Consider the following 22,328-nt stretch of genomic DNA (forward strand, 5'->3'; position numbering starts at 1 on the left):
TCGATTCATCTTGTGTCTTAGAGCATATCGTCTCTTACTTACCATCCGGGCTAACGGCAACCTTAATTCCCTCGCCCGTCTGGGCAAACTCAATGCCCTCAACAACGTCATCGAGCGCAAAGGTGTGCGTGTGTAGCGATTTTACATCGATCTTTCCCTCGCCGATGAGGCGGAGTGCGCGCTTGTGGCTGGCACGGGACGCGTTGGAAGCGCCAGTGACTCTGAGCTCTCCGTAATGGATGAGGTTCGGATCCACCTCTGCAAGAGATGTCTTCGAGAAGCCTGCGAAGGCGTTGACAGCACCTCCCTTGCGGGCAATCTCGAAGCCTTGCTGCACAAGACCGGGGTGACCGATGCAGACCACCACCACGTGGGCCCCTAATCCGTCCGTGAGGTCGCGGACGAAGCCGTCCAGATCTGTGGCGGTCGGATCCACGGTATGCGTTGCGCCGAACTGTTCCGCTATTTGGCGGCGTGGCTCAGACGGATCCGAGACGATGATTTGGGACGCTCCAAAAAGGCGGTTGACTTGAGCATGAAGCAGGCCGATCGGTCCCGCGCCTATGATCACCACGGTATCGCCCACTTGAGTCCGGTACTGGCTGGCGCCGTTCAAGACGCAGCCAAGCGGCTCGGCCAGCGCAACCTCGGCCGGTGTGAGGCCCTCGGCTGCGTGGAAGACGGTCCGGCGCTCAATCGCCTCGCGCGGGAACTTCATGTATTCGGCAAGTCCGCCGTTGACGCGGTAACCAATGATCATGGCATCCGTGCACAAGTGCTCCTTACCGTGCTGGCAGTAATAACAGCGCAGGCAAGGAATCGTTGGGACGCCACCGATCAACTCCCCTTCAGCAAAACCTTCAACGCCGCTGCCCACCTCGGTGACATACCCGGCAAATTCGTGGCCGAGCACCACACCCTGATCGATTCCCTTGCTCTTTTCTCCGCGCAGAATTCGGCCGTCGGTGCCGCACACCGTGTTGGCGCCAACCTTGATGACAACTTCACCCGGCCCTGCGTGCGGATCGGGGATCTCTTGTAGTTCGAGTTGGCCAGGACCAACAAAGATTGCGGCCTTCATTTTCACTCCTTAATCATGTGGCGGCAGGTGGGCGGGACGGCTGTAGATCCGTCCCACCCACCAACCTTGTGCCATTTTCGTTGCTAGCTACTATGCGCTACTCGCATCAATAACTCTGAGCCTTGCGCCACTGGCATTCGCGGCTCGGCACACTAGCGATTCTGGATTTCCGTCAGCTTATGCACCATGGGTGCAGAACTCGGGTAGAGATCCAGATATACCTGGAACATCTCCTTGTAGAGTTCCGCGTTGTCCTCATTAGGCTCAATCTCGCGATCCACAGAATTCCATGTGTCCGTGGGAGAGACCGCACCAATGGCCATAGCGGCCAGCTGGGCATCACCGTAAGCCGCGCCGATAGTGACCTTCGGGATCAACTGCTTGATCCCGATAATGTCGGACATGATCTGCGGCCACAGTCCGCCCGTGGTGCCGCCGCCAACAGCCCAATACTCTGAAGCCTCACCTCCACAGTTCGCGATGGTCTCGAGGATGTGCCGCGATCCGTAGCCTGTTGCCTCCAGCACGGAGCGATAGATATCGCCCGAATTATGAGTCAGGTTGAGGCCAGCGATCACGCCACGGGCCGCCGGATCGGAGATTGGCGTGCGCTCACCCGAGAAGTACGGCAACATAATGAGGCCGTTCGATCCCGGCTTAGATTCGGCCGCAGCCGCGGAGAGCTCATCGTACCCCCTACCTGTTAGTTCCCCGACCCACGTTGTGAGCGATCCCGTGGTGGACATACCGCCCGAGAGATTGTACGTACCCTCCAATAGGCCGGAACAGGACCACAGCGACGGGCCCACAAGCGGCTTATCCGTGATCTGCACGCCCACCATTGTCGAGCCGTACATGATCAGAACCTGACCGGGCTGGGAAACGCCAGTGGACAGTGCCTCGACAAAGGCGTCGATGGAGCCAACCGCCACCGGCGTGCCTTCCTTGAGCCCCGTAATCCGCGAAGCCGAATCCGTGACGTAACCGGCCACTTCGTTGGACCACATGAGCCGAGGCATCGGTAGATCCTCGCAAACGTCCTCCACCCACTCCGGGATCCAGTCACGCGTGAATGGCGAATACAGTGGCTCGCACATGGACGCAGCCAGATGGTCCATCACGTAGGCGCCAGTTAGGTGGAACACGCAGTATGTGTGTGCCATGAGGAAGCGACGGGTATCCTTCCACACCTCCGGCTCGTTTTTCTTAACCCACTCGATCTTCGGGCCAACCGACTGGGCCGTCAGGCCGTTACCACACTTCTCAAGGATCGCGTCCTCACCATAGCGCTCAGTTTGCTCATCAATCTCCACGGCGGATCGGGTATCCACACCGTACAGAATTGCCGGGCGCAGTGGCACTCCCCGATCGTTTGCCGGGAGGAACACCGGGCCGATACCCGAAATGCACAGACCCGCCACATCACCCTTTGCGAAAGCCGTCAGCTTCCGGCAGATCTCCACAACATCGTTCCACCAAACCAGATCCGCATCGTGTTCGGCCCAACCTGGCTGAGGGAACGAAGTCTCGTGCCGGACAACCTCGCTGAACAGGACGTTGCCATCCGTGTCTGCAAGAACGCCCTTGCTTGAACCGGTACCGATATCGATACCAATGACCAAATCAGCCATCTCTTCATCTCCTTTGATAAAGGGCATGGTGCCTGCTCCTCCGGGTGACTCTCACCCTTCCACGTTTCAGGATTAGGCTGCCCGATTTTTTCTTTATCTTGACAGTGCTTTCTAGAATTTCCTTGAGACCGGTGCAACCGGTTGCGATAGGCGGCTAGTGGCGCAGCTGGCCGCCGCTGACGTCTACCGTTGCCCCAGTCATGTAGTTGGAGCGCTCAGATACGAGGAAGGCCGCAACATCGGCCACCTCTGATGCAGTGGCGAGCCGCCCCACCGGAATGCGCGCTTCGTAAAACTCCCTTCTGGTCTCCAGTGCCTCCGCGATCATCGGTGATTCCATCGTGCCGATCGCAAGCGCGTTGACGGTGATTCCGCAGGATCCGAGTTCGTTGGCGAGCGAACGTGTCAACGCCACCATTCCCGCCTTGCCAATGGCGTAGGGAATATGCCCGGTTGACGATCCGAAGAAGGCCGCCTGAGAGGTCACATTGAGAATACGGCCAGACCGTCCGCCTTCCTTTGCCGCCACGATGAAACGCTGAGAGAGCATGAGGGCCGAATAGATGTTGACATCCATGGACCGGTCCCAGTCATCATCCGTAATCTCCCCAATCTTGCACGTTAGCCACAGCCCGGCGTTATTCACCAGAATATCCAGCCCGCCAAACGCATCTTCGGCGCCGTCAAACAACTGATCGATTTCGGTGCGCACGGCGAGATCCGCACGGATGGCCACGGCGTTATCTGCGCCGAGCTCTTCCACGAGTTTGCGCGCCTCATCCTCGCGGCTCCGGTAGTTGATAACCACGCGAGCACCCTCTGCCACGAGCTTTCGGCACAGCTGAGCGCCCATTCCCGAGGCGCCGCCAGTGACCAGCACTCGCTTACCTTGCAAACCTAAGTCCACGAATTTCCCCTTTCCTTGTGTAGCCGGATTCCATAACGAGAACGGCTTAAAAGAACTCTCGCAACAATCGATCGCTCAGAAGCCGCGGGGTCTTCCGGAACGCATCCTGAGTGGATCCAGCAAGATGCGACGTGATGGTGGCGTTATCTAGGCTCATCCACGGCGAATTCTCTGGCAACGGCTCGTCATCGAATGTATCGATCGCCGCTCCCATAATCTCGCGGCTCTGGAGCGCAGCAATCAGCGCCTGCTCGTCCACAAGTCCCGAGCGGGCCGTGTTTACAAGGATCGCGCTCGGCTTCATCAGCCGAAGGCGACGAGCATCGATCAGGTGGTGATTCTCTGGTGTCAGACGCGAATGGATAGTCACAATATCGGACGCAGCCAATAGATCGTCCAGATCTTCCACTCGTTCCCCGTAGAGGGAACTCTCCGTGTAAGGATCGAAGAAAATGCACTTGGCATCGAAGCCGGACAGGAACTTCATGACGAGCTGGCCGATCGCGCCAGCACCCACAACACCAACCGTCCGATTCTCCAACTCCGGGATATCTGCGGAATTTGGAAAGTCCTTGAGCCACACGTGCTCGCGCATCGCGGCGTGCGTGCGGGCGATGTTCCGGCTCTCAGACAGAATCATACCCACGGCAAACTCAGCCACGGCACGGGCATTGCGCCCCTGAGTGTTGAACACAGGAACACCGGCCTTCTTCGCGGCCTCCCCATCCACGTTCTCGGTGCCGCCCCGCATCACGCCAATGGCCTTCAGCTGCGGGGATGCCTCGATAAGAGCGGCGGAGATTGGCGCGAACTGAGTGATCACCACATCGGCTTCGCCTATCTTCGCCTGAAGCTCCGCCGGCAGGTCCACACCATTCGGGCCATTCAGCTCAACCTGAAGATTGATCTCCTGAAGCTCCTCAATAACGGCCGGTCCCCACGAAACTACCTCCACCTCGTGACCGGCATCGCGCAGAGCCTGCGTGCCATCGGTGAGCATATCTGCCGGGATATATGCATCGGCAATTGCCAGAACTCTCATCATGACTCCTTCGCTGCAATCCATGCAGTCTCGGGGATATCGGCGCCGAGGCTCGCCAAATGGCTCTCGAAGCGCGCAAACCTCTTCTGGAATAGCTCCGCGAACTCAGGGTTCGGATAGACGGTCTCGCGGGTCTTACCCGCCATGTGCTTGACGGCCGTCTGCACATCTGGATGGATCCCGGCCGCAACGGCGGCACACATGGCTGATCCCAGAGTGCCCGATTCCTCAACGTCCACGATATCCAACGGCAAACCGATGGCATCGGCGAACATCTGCGTCCAGATCTGGGAATTGGCGGCACCCCCGGTGAAGCGCACGTGTCCAGTCAAATCAATGTACCCGCGGAGCTGCTTGATGAGGTGCATGTGGGAGAAGATAACGCCCTCGTACACCGCGCGGACCATATGCCTCATATCGTGATAGCTGGTCATCCCGACGAATCCAGCACGGCCATCTGGAATGATCGAGGTTCCGTTAATGAAGGGGAGGAAGAAGGGATCCTGCACGTCGGGCGTGAAATCGTGAATGAGCTTCTCGCACAGAGCAAAGACTTCCGCGTCACTCATCTCGCGGTCCCCAAACACATCCAAGTAGCGCCGAACCACGTTGCGGATGTACCAGTCGAGGTTGGAGACTCCGTTCGGGTTTCCTTCAAGGATTAGCCACGTATCGGGGATCGGGTACACATCAGTGAGGAACACGGTGTTGTCGAGCCGAGGATCCGAAGAGATGACCTCGTTGATGGACCACGTCCCTGTGATTACGGTGAGCTCGTCTTCATCCGTCAGGCCCGCGGCCAGTGCCCCGGCCACGATGTCCATCGTTCCGCCAGCAACCGGCGTTCCAACAGCAAGGCCGGTGAGCTTCGCAACCTCTTCAGTGACCTGACCGCCGAACTCCGTGGAATCCACTATTGGGGGCATCTTCTTCAGCCAGCGCGAGATACCGAAGAAGTCAAAAAGATCAGGGTCCACTTCCCGCGTCATGATGTTCGCCAGGCACACTCCGCACGCATCTGTAGTCTCTAGCGTGGCTGTTCCGGTGAGCCGCAGCCGGATGTAATCCTTGCAGGAAAGCACGTAATCGGTCTCCTCGAAAACGTCCGGCTCGTTATCGTCTAGCCAAGCCAGAAGCGCCGGGGGCTGACCGGCCCATACCGTAGAGCCCGTCTTCGCCTGCACCCTCTCCTTATACTCGGGATCCGCAAGCCACCGATCCGCGTAGCTCTGGGCGCGAGCGTCCGTAGAGATGATCCCGTTGCGCGGGGCCGAACCATCCTTGCGTGCCAGATAGAGCCCGTTACCGTGGCCCGTGATCGCGATTCCGGCGATATCCGCCGGATCTACCTCCGACTGATCGATGCAGCGCCGGATAGCCCGAATGTTGGCCTGCCATAGCTCCTCGCAGTCCCGCTCGGTGAAGAGCGGCTGAGGCACCAACGTGTCCATGTGGCTTTGCGCGAGTGCGTGGACAACGCCGTGGCCGTCATAAAGCGCAGCTTTGATAACGGTCCCGCCGTTATCAATACCTAGAACAAACTTCTTTCCCACAAATACTCCTAAAAACTCATCTTCCAAAGGTCTGATGTGCTGGCCGTGATCGCCTCGTAACCCGTGTCAAACAGCTCTTCCGCTTCCTCGCGGCTCCGGACCATTCCCCCGGCGATCAGTGCACACTGATCCGCCCACTGATCGAACAGCGTGTAGTAGTGCGTGGCCAGAGCGCCAGGCAACACTTCGATCCCGTCCGGCCGGGCCTCCCCCAAGGCAGCGAGGCTACGATCCAGCGAGCGGGAATCCATAATGAACACCCGCTGAATCGCCAGCAGCTTCGCCTTCTTCGCGGCGGACACCACGTGCGCGCTCTGCGACAGCACCCCATCAACATGGAACATGTTGCGCAGCAGCTTGATGCCATCGCGATCCGCCTTGAATCCGCCAATCAGATCGGCGTGCACCAGGACCTTCTTACCGGCCTGCGCGCAGCGAGCAGCCAACGGTTCCAGATTCCCGATGTGAACCTCGGACAGCAGCACGAAGTCCGAGGGACCCTGCAACGCCAGCTCAAGATCCTTCAGCTTACGCACCGACGGTATAACCGTTGGGCTATCGAATTCGATCATGAATCGAGAGACTCGTAAATCGCCATCGCGTCCTTCGCGGTCGCATTTTCGTGCACGAGCGCGTTAAGTGCAGACACCACGGCCAGCGGCTTTGGATCCTGCGTGATGTTGCGGCCTACGGCCACGCCCTTCGCGCCGCATTCGATCACGTGCTGAACGAACGCGAAATAGGTTTCGTGATCAGACTTCGGGCCGCCCAGTGCGATCACCGGAACCGTGCAGTTCTCCACAATCTTCCGATCATCATCCGTACCAGCGAAGCGCGTCTTGATAATGTCCGCACCCAGCTCCTCAGAGAATCGGGACGCCACCGCCACCACCTCGGGATCAGCGGATTCCGGCGTGGTCACCGGGTAACCGTACGGGAGCGTTTCGCACATGAACGGGACATTCCATTCGTCGCACTGCTGCGCCAGCATGGCCGCAAAAGCGTTCGTGGCCCGCTCGTTGTGAGCGCCTGGGAAGTTCATGATCACAACGCCGTCCGCTCCAACCTTCAACGCATCCGTCACGTCGAAAGCAGGCATGTTATCCGGGACCGACGCATCAAACACGCCCGTTGTTACATCCACCCGCAGGCACATGCCTACATTGGTGAAGTACTCGGCAAAGTTCTTCGCCTGTCCGTACGTCACCAGTACATTGTCCAGCCCATGTTCGGCCATCGCCGGAACAGTCCGAGCAGCGTGATCCACCCCGGCCGTTGTTGCCGAGAATCCAAATCCATCGAGCGCCAGCGTCACGGTCTTTCCATCCGCCGCGAAGATATTCCCTAATCTGCGCGTCTTTACCATCATTCTTCTCCCTCGAAGTAGTTGCGTGTTCGGGCCCTTGCAGGCTCCTATCAGAGGCACTCGTTGCGTTCACTGAGCTGTCGTTACGCTCGCTGAGCTGCCGTTGCGTTCACTGAGCTGCCGTTGCGTTCACTGAGCTGCCGTTCTATTCGTCCAGCTGAGTGAACAGTTCATTCACCCTCCGCTTTCAAGTGATCCGCCACCCGTTGGTAGTGTTCCGACCCACAACCAACAGCAGTCAATCTCCCCGCCTGCAAGCGAGCGAGCCGCCAACAGAGAGTGCTTAACGTACGACAAGGCCCACACAGATCATCCGATTCCGTGTGAGCCTTCAAAACCATCTCATGCCTCTTTTGTTATAAAGGTCACCTTAGCTAGACCGCTTCTTCTATGCAACGAAACCTGCTGTGACGGCAGCCACATACGGGACCGAAGTCACGCACGTGTTAGCGCTCACTCGCGCACCATTTCGCCACTTTGTCGCGTTTCTGGATGAAGTCTGGGACTTTGGCCGCCGCAGTCGCAGGCCTCCCGCACCTAGCGCATCTATCCGGTCGCACCGAGTACTGCGCACGCCGATCCGCCAGCACCGCGCTGCACGCACCAACCTCCCCACACCTATCCGACCGCACCTACCTAGCTTTAGGCACGCGCGTTATCCGTCAAGCCCCAGCGCCGTCCTCACGTCCACGATGCCGATCGCACACATCAGCGCGTACATGTTGGTGGGCCCAACGAATGTGAACCCGCGCGACTTCAAATCCTTGGCCAGCGCTGTCGATTCAACCGACCGCGTCGGGAGCTGAAGCTGTTCATCTAGAACTACTTTCTGATCAGCCTCGTAGGACCAGACCAACGCGGAGAATCCGCCATCGGCTCGCAGCCCCAAAGTTGCCTGCGCATTCGTCACAGCGGCTTCGATCTTCCGCCTGTTCCGCACAATTGCCGCATCACTCAACAACCTTTCAACGTCCAGATCCTCGAAAGCTGCGACAGCCTCCGGGTCGAAACCGCTAAACGCAGCTCGGAAGGCCTTTCGCTTCTTCAAGATGGTTAGCCAGGACAGGCCCGACTGAAACACCTCTAAACACAGCCGCTCGAATACTCCCGCCTCGCCATGCACCGGCCGGCCCCATTCGTTGTGGAAATACCGCGCCATCACAGGATCATTTGCCGCCCACGTAGGCGCCTCAGCCATCACCATTCGTCTCCCCATTCTCGCTCGCGCATCCGTGGCTCCACCCTGCACCATTTAGCAGGCCCGCGCATTTCAGAATCCACAGCCCCCGAGCTGGGGAAACCGCGAGCTTCAGACACAGGCTCCCCAAGTTTTGTAACGACGACGACTTCTTGCTAGCACCGCAACACCAGTGCTCCACAAACTCCGACAAAACCCGCACCATCGCCAGAGGCTCCGAGCATCCGGCACCAATTGTTCACGCCGCAAGTACCTCCACGTGACGGGTTATCCCAATACGGGCTCCGTTCCGTTCAGTAAACACAAAGCCTCCCGCATGATGCGCGATCGTGATCTGCTTCGAATGCACGTACCGATGATGATGGAAGCAGAGCAGCACGGCATTATCAACAACGGTAGCGCCACCCTTTTCCCACTCTTGGGCATGATGTACCTGACCAACCTCGATTCCGCTCGAACACCCCGGGAACCTACAGTGCTGATCCCTCGCAAGAACAGCCTTGGTTTGCCGAGCACTGAACAAACGCTGCGATCGCGACACATCGATTGGTTCCCCATACGCAGTCAGCACTACTCGAGTCAGGTCAGAGTCGCACAGCAACTGCCCAAGCTGTGACGGAGCTAAAGGCGAACCGTCGGAGAGCTTTGCAGGTGCAAAACCGTCGAGCATACCCACATCGATCCCAGCACGAATCATGCCAAGCACGGCACCTAAATCCCGCTCGAGATCATCGCGCCTCTCAAGACACGCCCCACGCAGTCCCAGACCCAACCCCTCGGTCGGACAATCCAACTCACCCGATATCGGCTGATGAGCAGCGGTCCGATCCGGAGGATCTGTGGAAGCCCAATCTGGAGGATCCCCCACATCGAAGAGATCTGTTTGCCGCCCGAAGGCGGACCCGGGAACCGAGCTGAGTCCACCCTGCGACTCCTTTCCAAGTTCGCTGGCAGTAGTAGTTGCAGTAGCACCCTCAGTGGCTACGACCCCTGCAATACCACCGTGGCCAGGTGCAACGGGCCCCGCAGTGGCAGAGCCAACTGAAATAGCAGGACCGCTGGGAGTTGCAGCACCGCCCTCTGGAGCAGCGCCACTACCTTCAGCAAATTGAGCCGTACCAGCAGACTCAGCCGCCAGCGCCTTGCATCCAGCCTCAATCGCCTCTTCCGTTCGGATTAAGGTAGCCAATGGAACGTGAACCAGAACCTGATGTCGCAATCCACTCGGACGCGTGTTGCCAGAGCCGACTGCATTTCCCGGTGCACCGCCGGGCCAAGGCCCACTTCCAACATGGGGGTCAGTGCCAACACCAGCTCCACTGCCAAGTTCATCACTCGTTCCAGCACCAACACCAACACCAGCGCCAGCCCCAGTGCCCGAACCCGAACCCGAACCCGAACCCGAACCCGAACCCGAACCCGAACCCGAACCCGAACCCGAACCCGAACCACCGTAGACCAGTTTCATGAGTCCTTCGGCATTGCGCTCGCCGTACTTGCGCCGATCATCTTTCGCTGGCACACCCACGCACTCACGAAGTGCAGTGTTTAGTGCCACGCCGTTCATCGCGGAGAGCCACCCATAGATCTTGTACCCGCCGTCGCCCGGCATGACGGCGAAGTTCTCCTGCCGCGCCTCTTTGGTCACTACTCGCTCAGCTACCAGTGGAGCCCGCTTAAACTGCCAAGACCTCAGGCTCTTCTTGAACTCATCGACGCCCTGTTCAAGCGCCAACGCCAACAGTTCCTCTTCGTCATCCTGAGCTTTCTCCTGCAACTCCGGACCACGCGTCACTGCCTTGAGAACGGCCACATAGTCCTTAGAAATCTTCCCGCGCCGCATCGCACCCAAGAATCTTGGAAACAGCTCGGAAGCAAACTCCGCGATTCGAATCTCCTGATTGGCATCCTTCCTAGGCTGCTTACCCGCACGAATAACAACATCGTGAAGCGTCCGATCCGGACCCGGTAACGGTTCCGGCTTGAAACCGCTATTGTTGCCGGCGCCGTTCCCAGCGTCACCGCCACCCCGATCCTTGGTCGCTGCCTCACGCTCTGCAGCCTGAATTGCGCCCACTCGTCCCATCGCCGCAGTCGTTAAACCATCCGCCGAAAGCCCCAACGCCTTGAGTTTCCCAATCAGGTCTACGCACTCCGCCAGCCCTGCCCGCTCAACGTCTACCAACTCACACTGCGCGACCAACGCATCGATCAACTTATTGATCTGACCAAATCGATCCTCGCTCATTCCACTCACCTCCTTTCACCTTGAGACCCATCCACATCGTCTCCACGTCCTCTCTTCTCGTCCCAAAATCCGATGGCAAAAACCGTCAGAAACCACCAAATTCATCAAATTCACGAACTTCAGTTCGATACCTCAATTCTATTAAGCGCCTCCCACACTTTTTTTCATAAGACGTCTGTCTTCGCTACTTGCTTCGTTACTTGCCCGTTTGCTACTTCCACCTTATGGCCCGCCTCCCACACCTTTTTTGGAGCGACTTCGGCCTCCGTACCTTCACCGTCGTTACCTCCACACTAACGCCGCCCTCCCACACGTTTTGGAACGACGACGACATCCCCACCACACCCCGCTCGCCACCTGCAACTTGGCTCAGAGGTTCCTGTACAAGCGTGCAAGATCTATCCAATCCGTGCGCTAGTACGCGGCCACAGATACTGTTGGAACTGCGTAACGGCCCGCCCAATCGTGAGGGTTGTGACTTGTTTCAGGGTCCTGCGTGGCGTGAACCCGTCTGCTTATACGGGCGTTTTGTTTAGACGAAGGTGACATAAAAACAAAGCCGCACACCACTACAAAGCTGCGCGTCTCTTAATCAGAGCCCAAAAGGTGTGCTTCAGCATCAACCGCGAAAGTTTAGCAATAGCAAAGGATTGAAGATGTCCGAGTTCCAGAACAGATTCTCGCTCGAGGGAAAGAAGGTCTGACTAACTGGCGCATCGAAGGGTATCGGCGCAACAACCGCTGAAGTCCTAGCGGACGCAGGCGCAGACCTGATTCTTTCAGGCCGTGACGAGAGCCAGCTGTTGGATACGGCGAAGCTGGTCGAATCAAAGCACCGTACCGCCCATATCCTCCCCGCTGACCTAACCTCCGCCGAAGCAGCCAGAGACCTTGGCAAACGCGCCCTTGAGATCTTTGATCCAATTGACATCCTCGTCAACTGTGCGGGCGTCGCACTTGTTGCGCCCTTTGAGGACCTGACACAGGATATGTGGGATCGGACCCTCGCGGTGAACCTGACCGCACCGTTTGCACTAACACAGGAAATTGTCCCCTCCATGATCAAGCAGGGCAGAGGAAAGATTGTCAACATTGCGTCCCAGACGGGTGTGATTGGTGCGGATGACCACGCAGCCTACGCCGCCTCAAAAGGCGGCCTGATCTCGCTAACTCGCGTTCTTGCTGGAGAACTGGGCAAACACAATATCCAGATCAACTCGGTTTGCCCAACCGTCATCCTGACGCCAATGGGCGAAAAGGTGTGGGGCCCGCCCGAGAAGGGTGACCCAATGAAGGCGAAGATTCCGCTGGGGCGTTTCGGCCAGCCCGTGGAGGTCGCGGATCTCGTTCTCTATCTGGCCTCCTCTGCCTCAGACTTCATGACCGGTGGAACCGTAATGCTAGATGGCGGATATACAGCCATGTGACGCAGCACTCCAGCATCCCACTTGACCCTCACGCGACGTCAGGCAGGAGGCTATTTCCGTGAGTGACAATAGATCCATGAGTATGACAGTGGGAGAGGCCGCGAATCTGGTGGGAGTCAGCGTGAGAACGCTGCACCACTGGGAGCAGATCGGCCTGCTGGTACCGGCGGCGCGCTCCAGCGCGGGCTATCGCTTGTACGGCCCGGCGGATATTGAGCGCATCCACCAGATTCTGGTGTACCGCGAAACCGGTATGGCCCTTGCTGACATAGCTCAGCTGCTAGGCGAGACGGAATCGGGAGTTGCACCAGCCACCCTCACCCCGTCAAGCGCCACGGCGCACCTCGCGCGTCAGCGCAAGCTGCTCACGGATCGCATCGCTCGCCTGCAGGAGATGGTCTCCGCAGTAGACACGATGATGGAGAAAAAGAAGATGGGAATACAGCTCACACCGGAAGAGCAGGTGGAGATTTTCGGCAAGGATTGGAAGCCGGAATGGCAGGATGAGGCTCGCGAGCGTTGGGATGATCCTGAGGTATGGAGCCAGTATGCAGACCGCACGGCTAAGCTCACAAAGGACGATTACCGCCGCATTACCGCCGAAATCAAGGCGATGGAGGCTCAGCTTGGTGAGGCGAAGCGAAACGGCGTTCAGCCCGGCACCGAGCGCGCCAACCAGTTGGCCGAACTGCACCGGGCCTCGCTAGATCAGTGGTTCGATGTTCCATATGCTCGCCAGATCCTCCTCGCACGCATGTACACGCAGGATCCGCAGTTTGCCAAGCATTACAACGATATCGAGCCGGACCTGACCCCCTGGCTCCTCCAGATCGTCGAGGCAAACGCCCGCGCCCACGGCGTAGATACGGAGAACGTTGAGTGGTAGGAAGGGCTACGTCGTCGTCGGCAATAATTAACGACGACGACGTACCTCCCATCTCCAACTAGCCGAGCACGGAAGCCTGGGCATCCTTCACGGACTGCTCCAGTTCGTGCCAGCTGACAATAAACTTGTCTACGCCTTCGTTTTCCAGAACTTGGAAGACGTCAGTAAGGTCCACCCCAGCGGCGGTTACCTCGGCCAAAGTGGACTTGCCTTGTGCCCCGGTACCTTCTAGCGGAGTGCCGATGTGACCGTGATCGGCAAAGGCGTCCATGGTCTTCTCGGGCATGGTGTTCACAACGCCATCGGCCACCAAGTTGGAAACGTACAGGGTATCGGAGTAAGCGGGATCCTTCGTGCCGGTGGAGGCCCACAACGGACGCTGCTTGTTGGCGCCCTTACCTGAGAGTGTCGCGAACCGTGAGGAAGCGAAAACTTCCTCGTAGGCGCCAAGAGCAACCTGAGCGTTGGCAATCGCCGCCTTGCCTTTCAGCTGCTCGGCACCAACGGCAGCCAGCCGCTTATCGATCTCGGAATCCACGCGGGAGATAAAGAATGAAGCGACCGAGTGAATCTTCGTCAGATCCTTGCCTGCCGCGGCGGCCTTTTCGAGGCCTGTCAGGTAAGCGTCCATTACCTCGCGGTAGCGTTGCTCCGAGAAGATAAGCGTCACGTTCACAGAGATTCCCGCTCCGATCGTCTCGGTGATGGCCGGTAGCCCTGCCTTGGTTGCGGGGATCTTAATCAGGACGTTCTCGCGGCCAACCAAGTCCGCGAGCTCTGCAGCCTGGTCGATGGTTGCCTGCGTTTCATTGGCAAGGGTGGGGGCAACCTCGATGGAGACGCGGCCGTCGTAGCCGCCGGTCCTCGCATAGATATCAGCGAAGAGGTCACATGCGTCGCGGACATCGCGGGCAGTACATTGCTTGATCGCGTCCTCCACCGATACGTCACCGAGTTCCTTGAGCTGGTCCGCATAGTCCGCACCCTGCGAGAGAGCTGCGGCGAAAATAGTTGGATTCGTGGTCACACCTGTAACGGAATCCTGCTCGATCTTCTGAGCGAGGTTGCCACTGGTCAGGCGGGCGCGAGACAAGTCATCGAGCCAAATCGAGACGCCGGCGTCCGACAATGTTTTCAGTGGATTGTTCATCATTGACTCCCAAAGTTGAGCTACATGGCCACTATCAGATTACCGCGGTCACACTCGCTTGCCACCAGAGTGAGAATGCGTGCCGGGCGACAACTGTCTGCGGGAGGATTTTATCCTTGGATCTGGACCTAGCCTCGTATATAACGAGGCTGACGCATCATTCAAGGACGAAACGTGCATTCGGGCGGACAGAGGCGCGGATCTTGGCATGCGAATGGGCAGACCCTACGATAAGAATCCGCAGTTTTGAAGCAACTACGCAATCGACACACATTGTTCTTCATCCCAATTCAGTGGTAGGGAATCCTGTTGCCTCTGGCCGGCATCGCTATAACCGCCGCAACACTGAGCAACTGACGCGCGCAGATAGCGGCGGCAGCTATGCCCAAGCTGAGCCGGGCCCAAGCGCTCCGCCCGGTCCCTTCTCGTACGCCTCGACGGTATCCTTGGCATCCTTGAGACTCAGGGATGGATAACTCTGTTCGCGCAGCAGCTTGATTGCAAGAATCTTGTTTCCGGATGCCAACGCCTCCACCGATGCTGGCGGCAACTTCGGAAGCTGATCGGCCCGGGCGTTCGCCTGGACGGGCAGCTGAGCTACAGCCGGCGCGATCGGTATGTCCAGCTCCGCAGCAATCTTCTCGATGATCGCCTGCTGCGCGTTAACCTGGCGCTGCAATCCGCCAATCCGAGCCTCTAGTTCTCGCTTGCTTGCCATGCGGGCACTCCTGCCGGTAGTTGGGGCACTGACATGTTAGCGAAAAGGGGCTTCAACAATCACCTATTCGAAGGTAGTGATGGTACCCAGACTCCGGCCTAGACACCGCCCCGCTGAACGATCACCGCAGTAATATCCGTATCCGCCCACGTCTGGTGTTCCTCCCCGTACTCCCAGATCACAGAGCTGCCGGTCTGAACGGGCACCTCAAGGCCTTCAGCACCGGCAACTCTGCCGCGTCCACTCACCAGGTAGAAGACTTGTTCGCGTCCGGCGCGGTGCCGCGGAATAGTCGCACCAGCCGCTAAATGAGCTACATCTACCCGGACTCTTTCAGGTTCTGTCCCCCGGTTGAGGCCCACCAGCGAAAACCCTGGCGCCCCCTCAATCGGGTCATACTCTGCCCGTTCAACTTTCATCATGCAGGCCTTTCGAGGGTTACCCAGTGCTCGTCGATTGTGTAGCCTAACCTAGCGTCCGCGCTCAGAATCGCCGTGTTATCTGCCGATCCGCCCGTTCGAAATACCTGAATGCCGCGCTCAGTGAGCGTCAATAGAGAAGCAGCCTTCAGCGCCGTCGCTATATGCCTCCCCCGATACTCTGGGACAACAACGGTGAAATCCGTGTCTGCAACCGCAGACCCATGCGCTGTTTCTACATCAACGAATGTCATCCCGATAAGGCGCCCATCCTCAGCGAACGCTCCGAACCCCGGGTGTTCAAGCGTTGCCACCGAAGTCTCAGTATCTAGCGGAGTGTGTGCCGTCGCTGCCCGTCCCGGGTAGTCGCTTTCGGTCAGGTGATCCAGTTCGAGGATCGCTGGCGAATCCGATGCCAACAGTTCTCTGATTTCAATTGGTTGCACGCCTATAAGGAAGTCCATCAACTCGCTGGCCCTTATATCCTTAGCATGCAGCACCGCCGCGAACGATCGTGCCGTGATTTCCCATCCCGACGAGCAGAGTTCAGCAACCTCAGGATCCTCGGCACGCAGAATGCGCGCGGCACCTTCACCCGCCATCGACCTTCCTATCAAGCGACGCACTTTTACAACTCCACTTTAGTCGGCCACCTAGAGTCCAACAGAGTCCTCCGTTACCAGCGCATAGGCTAGTCTGACGGCACAACTCACATCCGTAACTATAGGCACCTAATTGAACGGGTAATTTTGGGATAGGCCTAGCTGCCCGGACTTGCTAGGGTTCCTACATGAACACGAAGAAGCTGTATCCGTACATGGCCGTCGAGGCCGTTGCCATGATTGCCTTCGCCTACGGCATTATGGCGCAGAATACTGCGCTGCAAGTTGGCGGCTTCGTGCTCATCATGCTCACGGCTTTCGCGCTGTCATTTGCCCTATTCCGTGACGCCCGCCGCCGCGCCAGAGGCATCAATACCGGTTCCAACTTCTTCGTTACTGACAATGACTCGTCCGCGCAAACCCACCGCGATTACCCCTACGCGCCAAACGCGCCAAACTCACCAAACGCGCCAAACGCACAACCTATACAACCTACTCAGGTGACGCCTCCGCACGCGCAAGATTCAGCATGGGGCAAGGGCAGCTCTCAGCCAGACAACGGCCCGTTCCATCAAGGCCGCTAACCCGCCGTTAACCCCCATGCCGCTAGAGCCCACGCCACAAACCGCCAGCCCTAGAAGTCCGCGATAACCAGCCGCTTCATCCCGAGTATACGATCGTAGGCTCCGGGCCTCTCAAGTAGCTCTTCAACGTTCGACGGCACGATCTGCCAGCTCACCCCGAATCGATCTTTGAGCCACCCGCACATCTCCGCCTCGGGATCGGCAGAGAGCGCCTCCCAGAGGCGATCAATCTCTGCCTGATCTTTGCACCGTACTTCAAGTGAGACCCCATGGGTGAAGTTGGGGGTTTGGCCGGATCCGTCGTCGTTCCCAATAAACCACTGGTTTCCGATACGGAACTCTCCAAACGCAAGCTCCCCGGGCCCAGCCGGGCCGGTGGGCACCCCGTACGGGTAGCGGTTCCCGATACCTGACCGGCCACGAGACTTTTTGAACAAGGACACGTAAAAATCGGCAGCTTCTGCGGCCCTGCCTTGCGCGGCCCCGCCGAACATCAGCGCCGGAATCACGAATGGGCGCGGCTCACCTTCCGGGTTCGTGAGCATGAGCTGCCAGTTGAGACCGTAGCGGTCCTCCACCCAGCCGTAGAGCTTCGCGAACGGATACTCCCCCAGCTCCATGTGAACTACTCCGCCCTCGGCGAGGCGCTCCCACGTGGCGGCGAGGCTCCTGCGGGCGGCAGCCGAGGAATGTCCGGGGCTCGAACCGTCCTCGAACAGCAGCGGGTCAAAATTCAACATCAGTGAGATGGACTGATTCGGGCGGAACTCTGGCCCAGCGTTGATAAGCCGCAGCTTCGTCCCCGCCACATCCACCGCCACTACCAACGGCGCCCCAGCCAAATGCTCCTGAAACTCCGGCAGATCCTCCAGCGGGTAGCGGGACTCCACCTCCGAGCGTGCGAACGGGAGCGCCTTGCCATAAAACGCCCCGGCTGCCTCAGCATTGCCGTTGCACCAAATATTCGGAACGATTCTTTGCGTTACTGGCATGATGCCTCCCCTATCGTGGGGCCTATTATGCGCGGGTGGGATGGCGCGAACAAGGGGCGTTACCCGCGTGATAGCGTAACCGAATGGGAACTACGTGGCGTGATCTGATTCTGGACCAGCTCGATTTCTACTGGAACGTCCATCTGTGGCCGCGGTTGGAAGGCCTCACGGATGTCGAATACCTGTGGGAACCCGCACCCGGGGCGTGGAGCCTGCGCGAGGATTCGAACGGAACCGTAGTGATCGAATCGGCAGTGCCCGAACCACCCGTCCCGCCCGTCACCACTATTGCGTGGCGCATGGCCCATATTGGCCGCGACGTCTTCGGCAAACGCGCCCGCGCACTTTTCGGTACCTCCCCCGCGCCCGCAGGCACGGATATGTATAGCGATCTTCACTGGCCCGAACCGCTTCCCCTCACCGCCATGGGCGGGTTATCCCTCCTGAACGAGGGATACTAGCTTTGGCGCGAGGGTATTTTTAGTATCGACGACGACGAATCTCTCCTCCAACCTCTCGGACCCATTGGTGGACCCTATGCCGAGGAATCCTTGGCCGCGCTGGGCATGCACCTCAATAGGGAAATGATGGCGCACGGAGCGGAGATCTGCCTACTGCGAGATCTGTATCGGGTGCGCAGTTGGGAGAGCGAGCCGCTGGTGGGAGCCTGCTACGCCGGTAACGCTGGAGAAGTGAGCGCGAGGCTTCGGGACAACGCCGATCATGTGCGGGCGCTGGCGAATGCGCATCCCAGCTTGCTTGCCAATGTTGCTGCGCTCGGGCACTGGGACGTTGTGGAGCTGTTGGTGGCACTGGGATTCCCGCTCACGAGCGCAACCGGTACGGGCGCGACCGCTTTGCATTACGCCGCAGCGCAAGGGAACGAGGAGCTGGTACGGGGATTCGTTGCTCGCGGGGCCGATGTGGCTGCTCGCGAAGAACTCTACGGATTCGATCCGGCGGGGTGGGCCGAATACTTTGGGCATGCCGAGCTGGCGGGTTTTCTCCGCTCTCTTGGCGGCTCTGCGGCAGAGTAACTCGCAGCCTCGCTACCCCGAGGTTGCGTCAACTCCCGAAAGCCAAACGCGGGAGTGCGTCAAATCTATACAAGGCGAAGGCTCGGCACCCTTAGCTGTTGAAGCAACGACGAGGCCCCTCAGAACCACAATGTCTCTCAGCTGGCGACAGGCTCAGAGAGCCGGGGTGCCCGCTTCCCCACCGAAAATGCAGCTAGCAGGATTACCGTTCCTCCTACCGCCAACACCACACCTGCTGCGGCCGGAGCACGGTAGCCCCAGCCTGCCGCAACAACAACTCCACCTAGGTATGCACCAAAGGCGTTGGCTAAGTTGAAGGCGGCGTGATTCATGGCCGCGCTCATATTCGGGGCATCACTGGCTTCGCGCATGAGGCGAGCCTGTAGCCCATTGGTAAACAGGCTCATCGCGGTACCCATGAGGAACATGAGAGGAAGCACCACGTACCAGATGTGGGCGGTGAGGGAGATCAGAGTGAGCAGCACGGCCATGCCGCTAACGCCCGCCAAAGCGGATTTGTCTATGGACCGGTCCAAGCACGGCCCAGACACCAGCGATCCCATGGTCATTCCACACCCGTAGAGCACCAATACCCACGGCAGTGCAGTTTCAGAGATACCGGTAACCTCTGTCATAGTGGGCGTGATGTAGGTGTAGAAAGCGAATGAGCCACCAAAACCTACCGCGCCAGCCACCAGCGGCAGCCACACCTGAATGCGCGTCATGGACTGTAGTTCGGTCCGCGCTGAAGCACTGTGCTGGGGAGGGATACTAGGAAGAAGGCGAAGCAGCCCGAGAATTGTGAGCGCGCCGATGCCCGCCACCACCAGATAGGCCGCCTTCCATCCGAACTGGCTGCCCAGCCACGTGGCTGCAGGCACGCCCATGATGTTCGCAATTGAAAGTCCCAGAGCCGTGCGCGCAATCGCGGTACCTGACTTTTCCGGGCGGACTAAGCTGGCAGCCACAACTGCGGCAATCCCTAGCGTCACGCCATGAGGTAGGCCGGTGAGGAATCGGGCTGCGATCAGAGTCGGAAGGTTGAACGCACAGGCAGTCAGAAGGTTGCCCACCGTAAATAGCAAGGCGCACATCACCAAAAGCTTCTTGCGATCCATGCGCGGCGTCAGCACGGTAATAGATGGAGCTCCAATCACAACTCCGATGGCGTAGGCGCTCACTGCCCAACCAGCTTGGGGATTGGTGACGCCAAGATCGTCGGCAATCCACGGCAACAAGCTCATCGATGCGAATTCTGTGGTGCCTACGGCGAATCCACATGAAGCCAGAGCAGTGATGGCTAGTGATGCGGAACGTGCGCGGGGCATAAAGATTCCTAACGATCAATGACGGGATGGGCCCTAGGGCCCAAAAGACACGCGTTCGATCGTAGACCTGCGCATTGTCAGACGCTAGCATCGGCAGCGGTGAGAGTGTTCACGCCCTGCGCCAATCACGGCGTAGCATCACTCCATGGCTGGATCTAGGCACATTGGGACGCAAGGCGCCCGCTACACCCATTACACACACGGGCAAGAACCAGCAGTGCTTGCCTCCCATGGTCGCCGCACTGCGGAGAACTCCGCTGCCTACCTCTTGCCGTATCTCTCCCCGGGAATGAGCGTTTTGGACGTGGGTTGTGGCACCGGCACAATCACACTGGACCTTGCGGAGGCGGTAGCACCGGGGGACGCGGAAGCGTTCACGTCCGGAAAGGTCGTGGGTATAGATGCCTCTGACGAACCGCTGCAGATTGCACGTGAAAATGCAGCCGCGCGAGGTGATCAACGTACCCAATTCCAACGCGGAAACATCATGGCACTGGATTATGAGGCCAGCACGTTTGATGTTGTCCATGCCCATCAGGTTCTCCAACATCTCGACGATCCAGTTGGCGCACTTGCCGAGATGATCCGCGTCTGCAAACCCGGAGGGCTTGTTGCTGCCCGCGACGCTGACTATGGCGGGATGTTCTGGTCTCCCGAGCTCCCCCAGCTAGCCAAGTGGCGCGAGCTCTACTGCAAGATTGCACGCAGAAACGGCGGCGAACCCGACGCAGCCCGCTTCATGCGGAAGTGGGCAAGCGAGGCTGTTACAAGAGCTGGGCATTCGGCCGGTACTGCGCACCCGACATCCGGGAGCCAGATTACCCTTTCCAGTTCGAGTTGGATCTACGCCACTTCCGAAGCTACTGCTGCCTGGGGACAAAGTCAGGCCGCACGCGTGAGCGGGCCATCCTTCCGCGGCCAAGCCACAGAGCTCGGCACCACCGAAGCAGAGACAGATGCCATTGCCGAAAGCTGGCGCGCATGGGGAGAATCCCCTGATGCCACCTTCGCGATTCCGCACGTCGAGCTGCTCATCCGCGTCTAGGTGGCGGTGAACAGGGCCGGCCTGTTCGCGGGCTAGGAAGGGCGTCGCGTTCCCCTGCCGTATAGCTACTTCCAGCCGCTGATGACAACCTTCCCGACAGTGTGGCCGCCTTCTATTAGCGCGTGAGCCTCGCGCAAGGTATCGGCGGATATGGGTGTGAGGGTTTTCGTCGTCGTCGTTCTAATTAAATCCTTATCCACGAGGCCCGAAACAACGTTCAAAATCCGGTGCTGTTCGATCATATCTGGCGTCTGCTGGACCGGCCGAGTGAACATGAACTCCCAGTGCCAGGCGATGCTTTTGCGCTTAAGCGGGGACATATCGCGCGGGCTATCGTCGATCGCAACGATGTGTCCAAACGGGCGGAGGATCTGCGCATAGGTCTCAATCTGATCTGCTGAGTGAGCGGAAAACACCCAATCCACCCCATTAGGTGCTATCTCAGCAATCTGGCCGGGGATATCCTCGCGATGGTTGATCACTTGCTCAGCTCCGAAGCCGCGCACCCATGCAGCCCGTTCCTCATCGGACGCCGTAGCAACCACGGTGACGTTCGGAAGGAAAACCTCAGCCAGCTGGAGCAGGATCGATCCAACGCCACCGGTCGCACCAACCACCAAGAGCGTGCCAGTAGAGGCGTCAGTTAGGCCCAGCCGATCAAACAGGGCCTCCCACGCGGTGATCGCTGTCAAGGGCAACGCTGCCGAATCCACGAATGATAGCTTTGTGGGCTTACGGCCCGTGATCCGTTCATCCACTACATGCAGGCGCTGGTTCGTTCCGGGCCGATCGATGCTGCCCGCGTAAAACACCTGATCACCCGCAGCAAAGAGTGTCACCTCTGCGCCAACGGCGCGCACTGTGCCAGACGCATCAAAACCAAGCACCCTGAAACCCTCGGCCGGTGCCCCGGCGCGTTGCTTCACGTCCACCGGGTTAACCGAAACCGCTTCCACCTCCACAAGGAGATCATGCGGGCCGAGTTCCGGCACATCAATCTCGCGCTCGATAAACGCCTCCGGGTGGGTGGCCGACAAGTTCTGCTCGTAACCAATTGCGATCGTTGTAGTTCCCATACCGCCTATCGTCCCGCACCCGCCCTAGTGGGAGTCAA

21 protein-coding genes and 1 pseudogene are annotated in these 22,328 nt (G+C 58.9%); 6 read left to right on the forward strand and 16 right to left on the reverse strand.

All coding sequences use genetic code 11. From position 1 onward, the window contains the following. Nucleotides 1-34 precede the first annotated feature (34 nt). The 9 genes from DD236_RS06420 to DD236_RS06460 all read right to left on the reverse strand — a co-directional run bounded on the left by DD236_RS06420 (nt 35) and on the right by DD236_RS06460 (nt 11,026). A complete protein-coding gene (locus DD236_RS06420; RefSeq protein ID WP_109093559.1) occupies nt 35-1,081 on the reverse strand; it encodes a zinc-binding dehydrogenase in 1,047 nt (348 codons plus the stop codon). A gap of 152 nt (nt 1,082-1,233) precedes the next feature. Continuing rightward, nucleotides 1,234-2,739 carry an FGGY-family carbohydrate kinase gene (locus DD236_RS06425; RefSeq protein WP_243410033.1) on the reverse strand — a complete coding sequence of 502 codons (1,506 nt, stop codon included), beginning with the start codon at nt 2,737-2,739 and terminating at the stop codon, nt 1,234-1,236. Between the two features lie 127 nt (nt 2,740-2,866). Next, entirely contained in the window at nt 2,867-3,619 is a 753-nt protein-coding gene (locus DD236_RS06430) for an SDR family NAD(P)-dependent oxidoreductase (RefSeq protein ID WP_133246069.1), read from the reverse strand. Between the two features lie 46 nt (nt 3,620-3,665). Then, nucleotides 3,666-4,664 (reverse strand): 2-hydroxyacid dehydrogenase, encoded by a 999-nt coding sequence (locus tag DD236_RS06435; RefSeq protein ID WP_207785713.1) that lies wholly within the window; start codon nt 4,662-4,664, stop codon nt 3,666-3,668. Continuing rightward, on the reverse strand, nt 4,661-6,214 hold the full coding sequence (locus tag DD236_RS06440; RefSeq protein ID WP_133246070.1) for an FGGY-family carbohydrate kinase: 1,554 nt from the start codon (nt 6,212-6,214) through the stop codon (nt 4,661-4,663). Before DD236_RS06440 ends, DD236_RS06435 begins: the two co-directional genes overlap by 4 nt. An 8-nt stretch (nt 6,215-6,222) precedes the next feature. Next, entirely contained in the window at nt 6,223-6,786 is a 564-nt protein-coding gene (locus DD236_RS06445; RefSeq protein WP_109093563.1) for a glycerol-3-phosphate responsive antiterminator, read from the reverse strand. Next, the gene (locus DD236_RS06450; protein ID WP_207785714.1) at nt 6,783-7,583 is read right to left on the reverse strand and encodes a class I fructose-bisphosphate aldolase; all 801 of its coding nucleotides are present in this window, start codon (nt 7,581-7,583) and stop codon (nt 6,783-6,785) included. The genes DD236_RS06445 and DD236_RS06450 overlap by 4 nt, the downstream gene beginning before the upstream one ends. Before the next feature lie 652 nt (nt 7,584-8,235). Further along, a complete protein-coding gene (locus DD236_RS06455; protein WP_243410035.1) occupies nt 8,236-8,778 on the reverse strand; it encodes a DNA-3-methyladenine glycosylase I in 543 nt (180 codons plus the stop codon). A 238-nt stretch (nt 8,779-9,016) separates the two neighbouring features. Beyond that, on the reverse strand, nt 9,017-11,026 hold the full coding sequence (locus DD236_RS06460) for an HNH endonuclease signature motif containing protein (protein ID WP_109093565.1): 2,010 nt from the start codon (nt 11,024-11,026) through the stop codon (nt 9,017-9,019). 716 nt (nt 11,027-11,742) lie between these two features. Between DD236_RS06460 and DD236_RS06465 the strand changes: the two are divergent. Continuing rightward, nucleotides 11,743-12,453, forward strand: a pseudogene (locus DD236_RS06465) (SDR family NAD(P)-dependent oxidoreductase); the annotation flags it as partial. A 76-nt stretch (nt 12,454-12,529) separates the two neighbouring features. Continuing rightward, nucleotides 12,530-13,339: a MerR family transcriptional regulator gene (locus DD236_RS06470; protein ID WP_207785716.1), complete on the forward strand. Its 810-nt coding sequence runs from the start codon at nt 12,530-12,532 to the stop codon at nt 13,337-13,339. Nucleotides 13,340-13,397: 58 nt separating this feature from the next. On the opposite strand, the gene tal is transcribed toward DD236_RS06470, so the two are convergent. The 4 genes from tal to DD236_RS06490 form a co-directional block, all read right to left on the reverse strand. After that, on the reverse strand, nt 13,398-14,492 hold the full coding sequence (gene tal, locus DD236_RS06475) for a transaldolase (protein WP_207785717.1): 1,095 nt from the start codon (nt 14,490-14,492) through the stop codon (nt 13,398-13,400). Nucleotides 14,493-14,868: 376 nt separating this feature from the next. After that, a complete protein-coding gene (locus tag DD236_RS06480) occupies nt 14,869-15,207 on the reverse strand; it encodes a hypothetical protein (RefSeq protein WP_109093567.1) in 339 nt (112 codons plus the stop codon). Nucleotides 15,208-15,305: 98 nt separating this feature from the next. Then, nucleotides 15,306-15,629, reverse strand: a complete 324-nt coding sequence (locus tag DD236_RS06485; RefSeq protein ID WP_109093568.1) for a cupin domain-containing protein — start codon at nt 15,627-15,629, stop codon at nt 15,306-15,308. Next, nucleotides 15,626-16,228: a GNAT family N-acetyltransferase gene (locus DD236_RS06490; protein ID WP_109093569.1), complete on the reverse strand. Its 603-nt coding sequence runs from the start codon at nt 16,226-16,228 to the stop codon at nt 15,626-15,628. The genes DD236_RS06485 and DD236_RS06490 overlap by 4 nt, the downstream gene beginning before the upstream one ends. Nucleotides 16,229-16,416: 188 nt before the next feature. Here DD236_RS06490 and DD236_RS06495 point away from each other — a divergent pair, with 188 nt between their 5' ends. Then, nucleotides 16,417-16,812: a hypothetical protein gene (locus tag DD236_RS06495; protein ID WP_109093570.1), complete on the forward strand. Its 396-nt coding sequence runs from the start codon at nt 16,417-16,419 to the stop codon at nt 16,810-16,812. A 50-nt stretch (nt 16,813-16,862) separates the two neighbouring features. Here DD236_RS06495 and DD236_RS06500 read toward each other — a convergent pair whose 3' ends face one another. Continuing rightward, complete coding sequence (locus DD236_RS06500) at nt 16,863-17,804, reverse strand: VOC family protein (RefSeq protein WP_109093571.1); 942 nt, start codon at nt 17,802-17,804, stop codon at nt 16,863-16,865. 83 nt (nt 17,805-17,887) lie between these two features. Here DD236_RS06500 and DD236_RS06505 point away from each other — a divergent pair, with 83 nt between their 5' ends. Next, nucleotides 17,888-18,265 carry a hypothetical protein gene (locus tag DD236_RS06505; protein ID WP_207785718.1) on the forward strand — a complete coding sequence of 126 codons (378 nt, stop codon included), beginning with the start codon at nt 17,888-17,890 and terminating at the stop codon, nt 18,263-18,265. A gap of 123 nt (nt 18,266-18,388) precedes the next feature. Further along, nucleotides 18,389-18,841, forward strand: coding sequence for an ankyrin repeat domain-containing protein (locus DD236_RS12180; protein WP_207785719.1), 453 nt, complete (start codon nt 18,389-18,391; stop codon nt 18,839-18,841). 137 nt (nt 18,842-18,978) lie between these two features. Here DD236_RS12180 and DD236_RS06510 read toward each other — a convergent pair whose 3' ends face one another. Next, complete coding sequence (locus tag DD236_RS06510; protein ID WP_109093572.1) at nt 18,979-20,169, reverse strand: MFS transporter; 1,191 nt, start codon at nt 20,167-20,169, stop codon at nt 18,979-18,981. 145 nt (nt 20,170-20,314) lie between these two features. On the opposite strand from DD236_RS06510, the gene DD236_RS06515 reads away from it, so the two are divergent. Then, nucleotides 20,315-21,214, forward strand: a complete 900-nt coding sequence (locus DD236_RS06515) for a class I SAM-dependent methyltransferase (protein WP_109093573.1) — start codon at nt 20,315-20,317, stop codon at nt 21,212-21,214. A 65-nt stretch (nt 21,215-21,279) separates the two neighbouring features. On the opposite strand, the gene DD236_RS06520 is transcribed toward DD236_RS06515, so the two are convergent. Further along, complete coding sequence (locus DD236_RS06520) at nt 21,280-22,290, reverse strand: zinc-binding alcohol dehydrogenase family protein (RefSeq protein WP_109093574.1); 1,011 nt, start codon at nt 22,288-22,290, stop codon at nt 21,280-21,282. Between the last annotated feature and the right edge of the window lie 38 nt (nt 22,291-22,328).

Source organism: Ancrocorticia populi (assembly GCF_003123745.1).
GTDB classification, from domain to species: domain Bacteria; phylum Actinomycetota; class Actinomycetes; order Actinomycetales; family Actinomycetaceae; genus Ancrocorticia; species Ancrocorticia populi.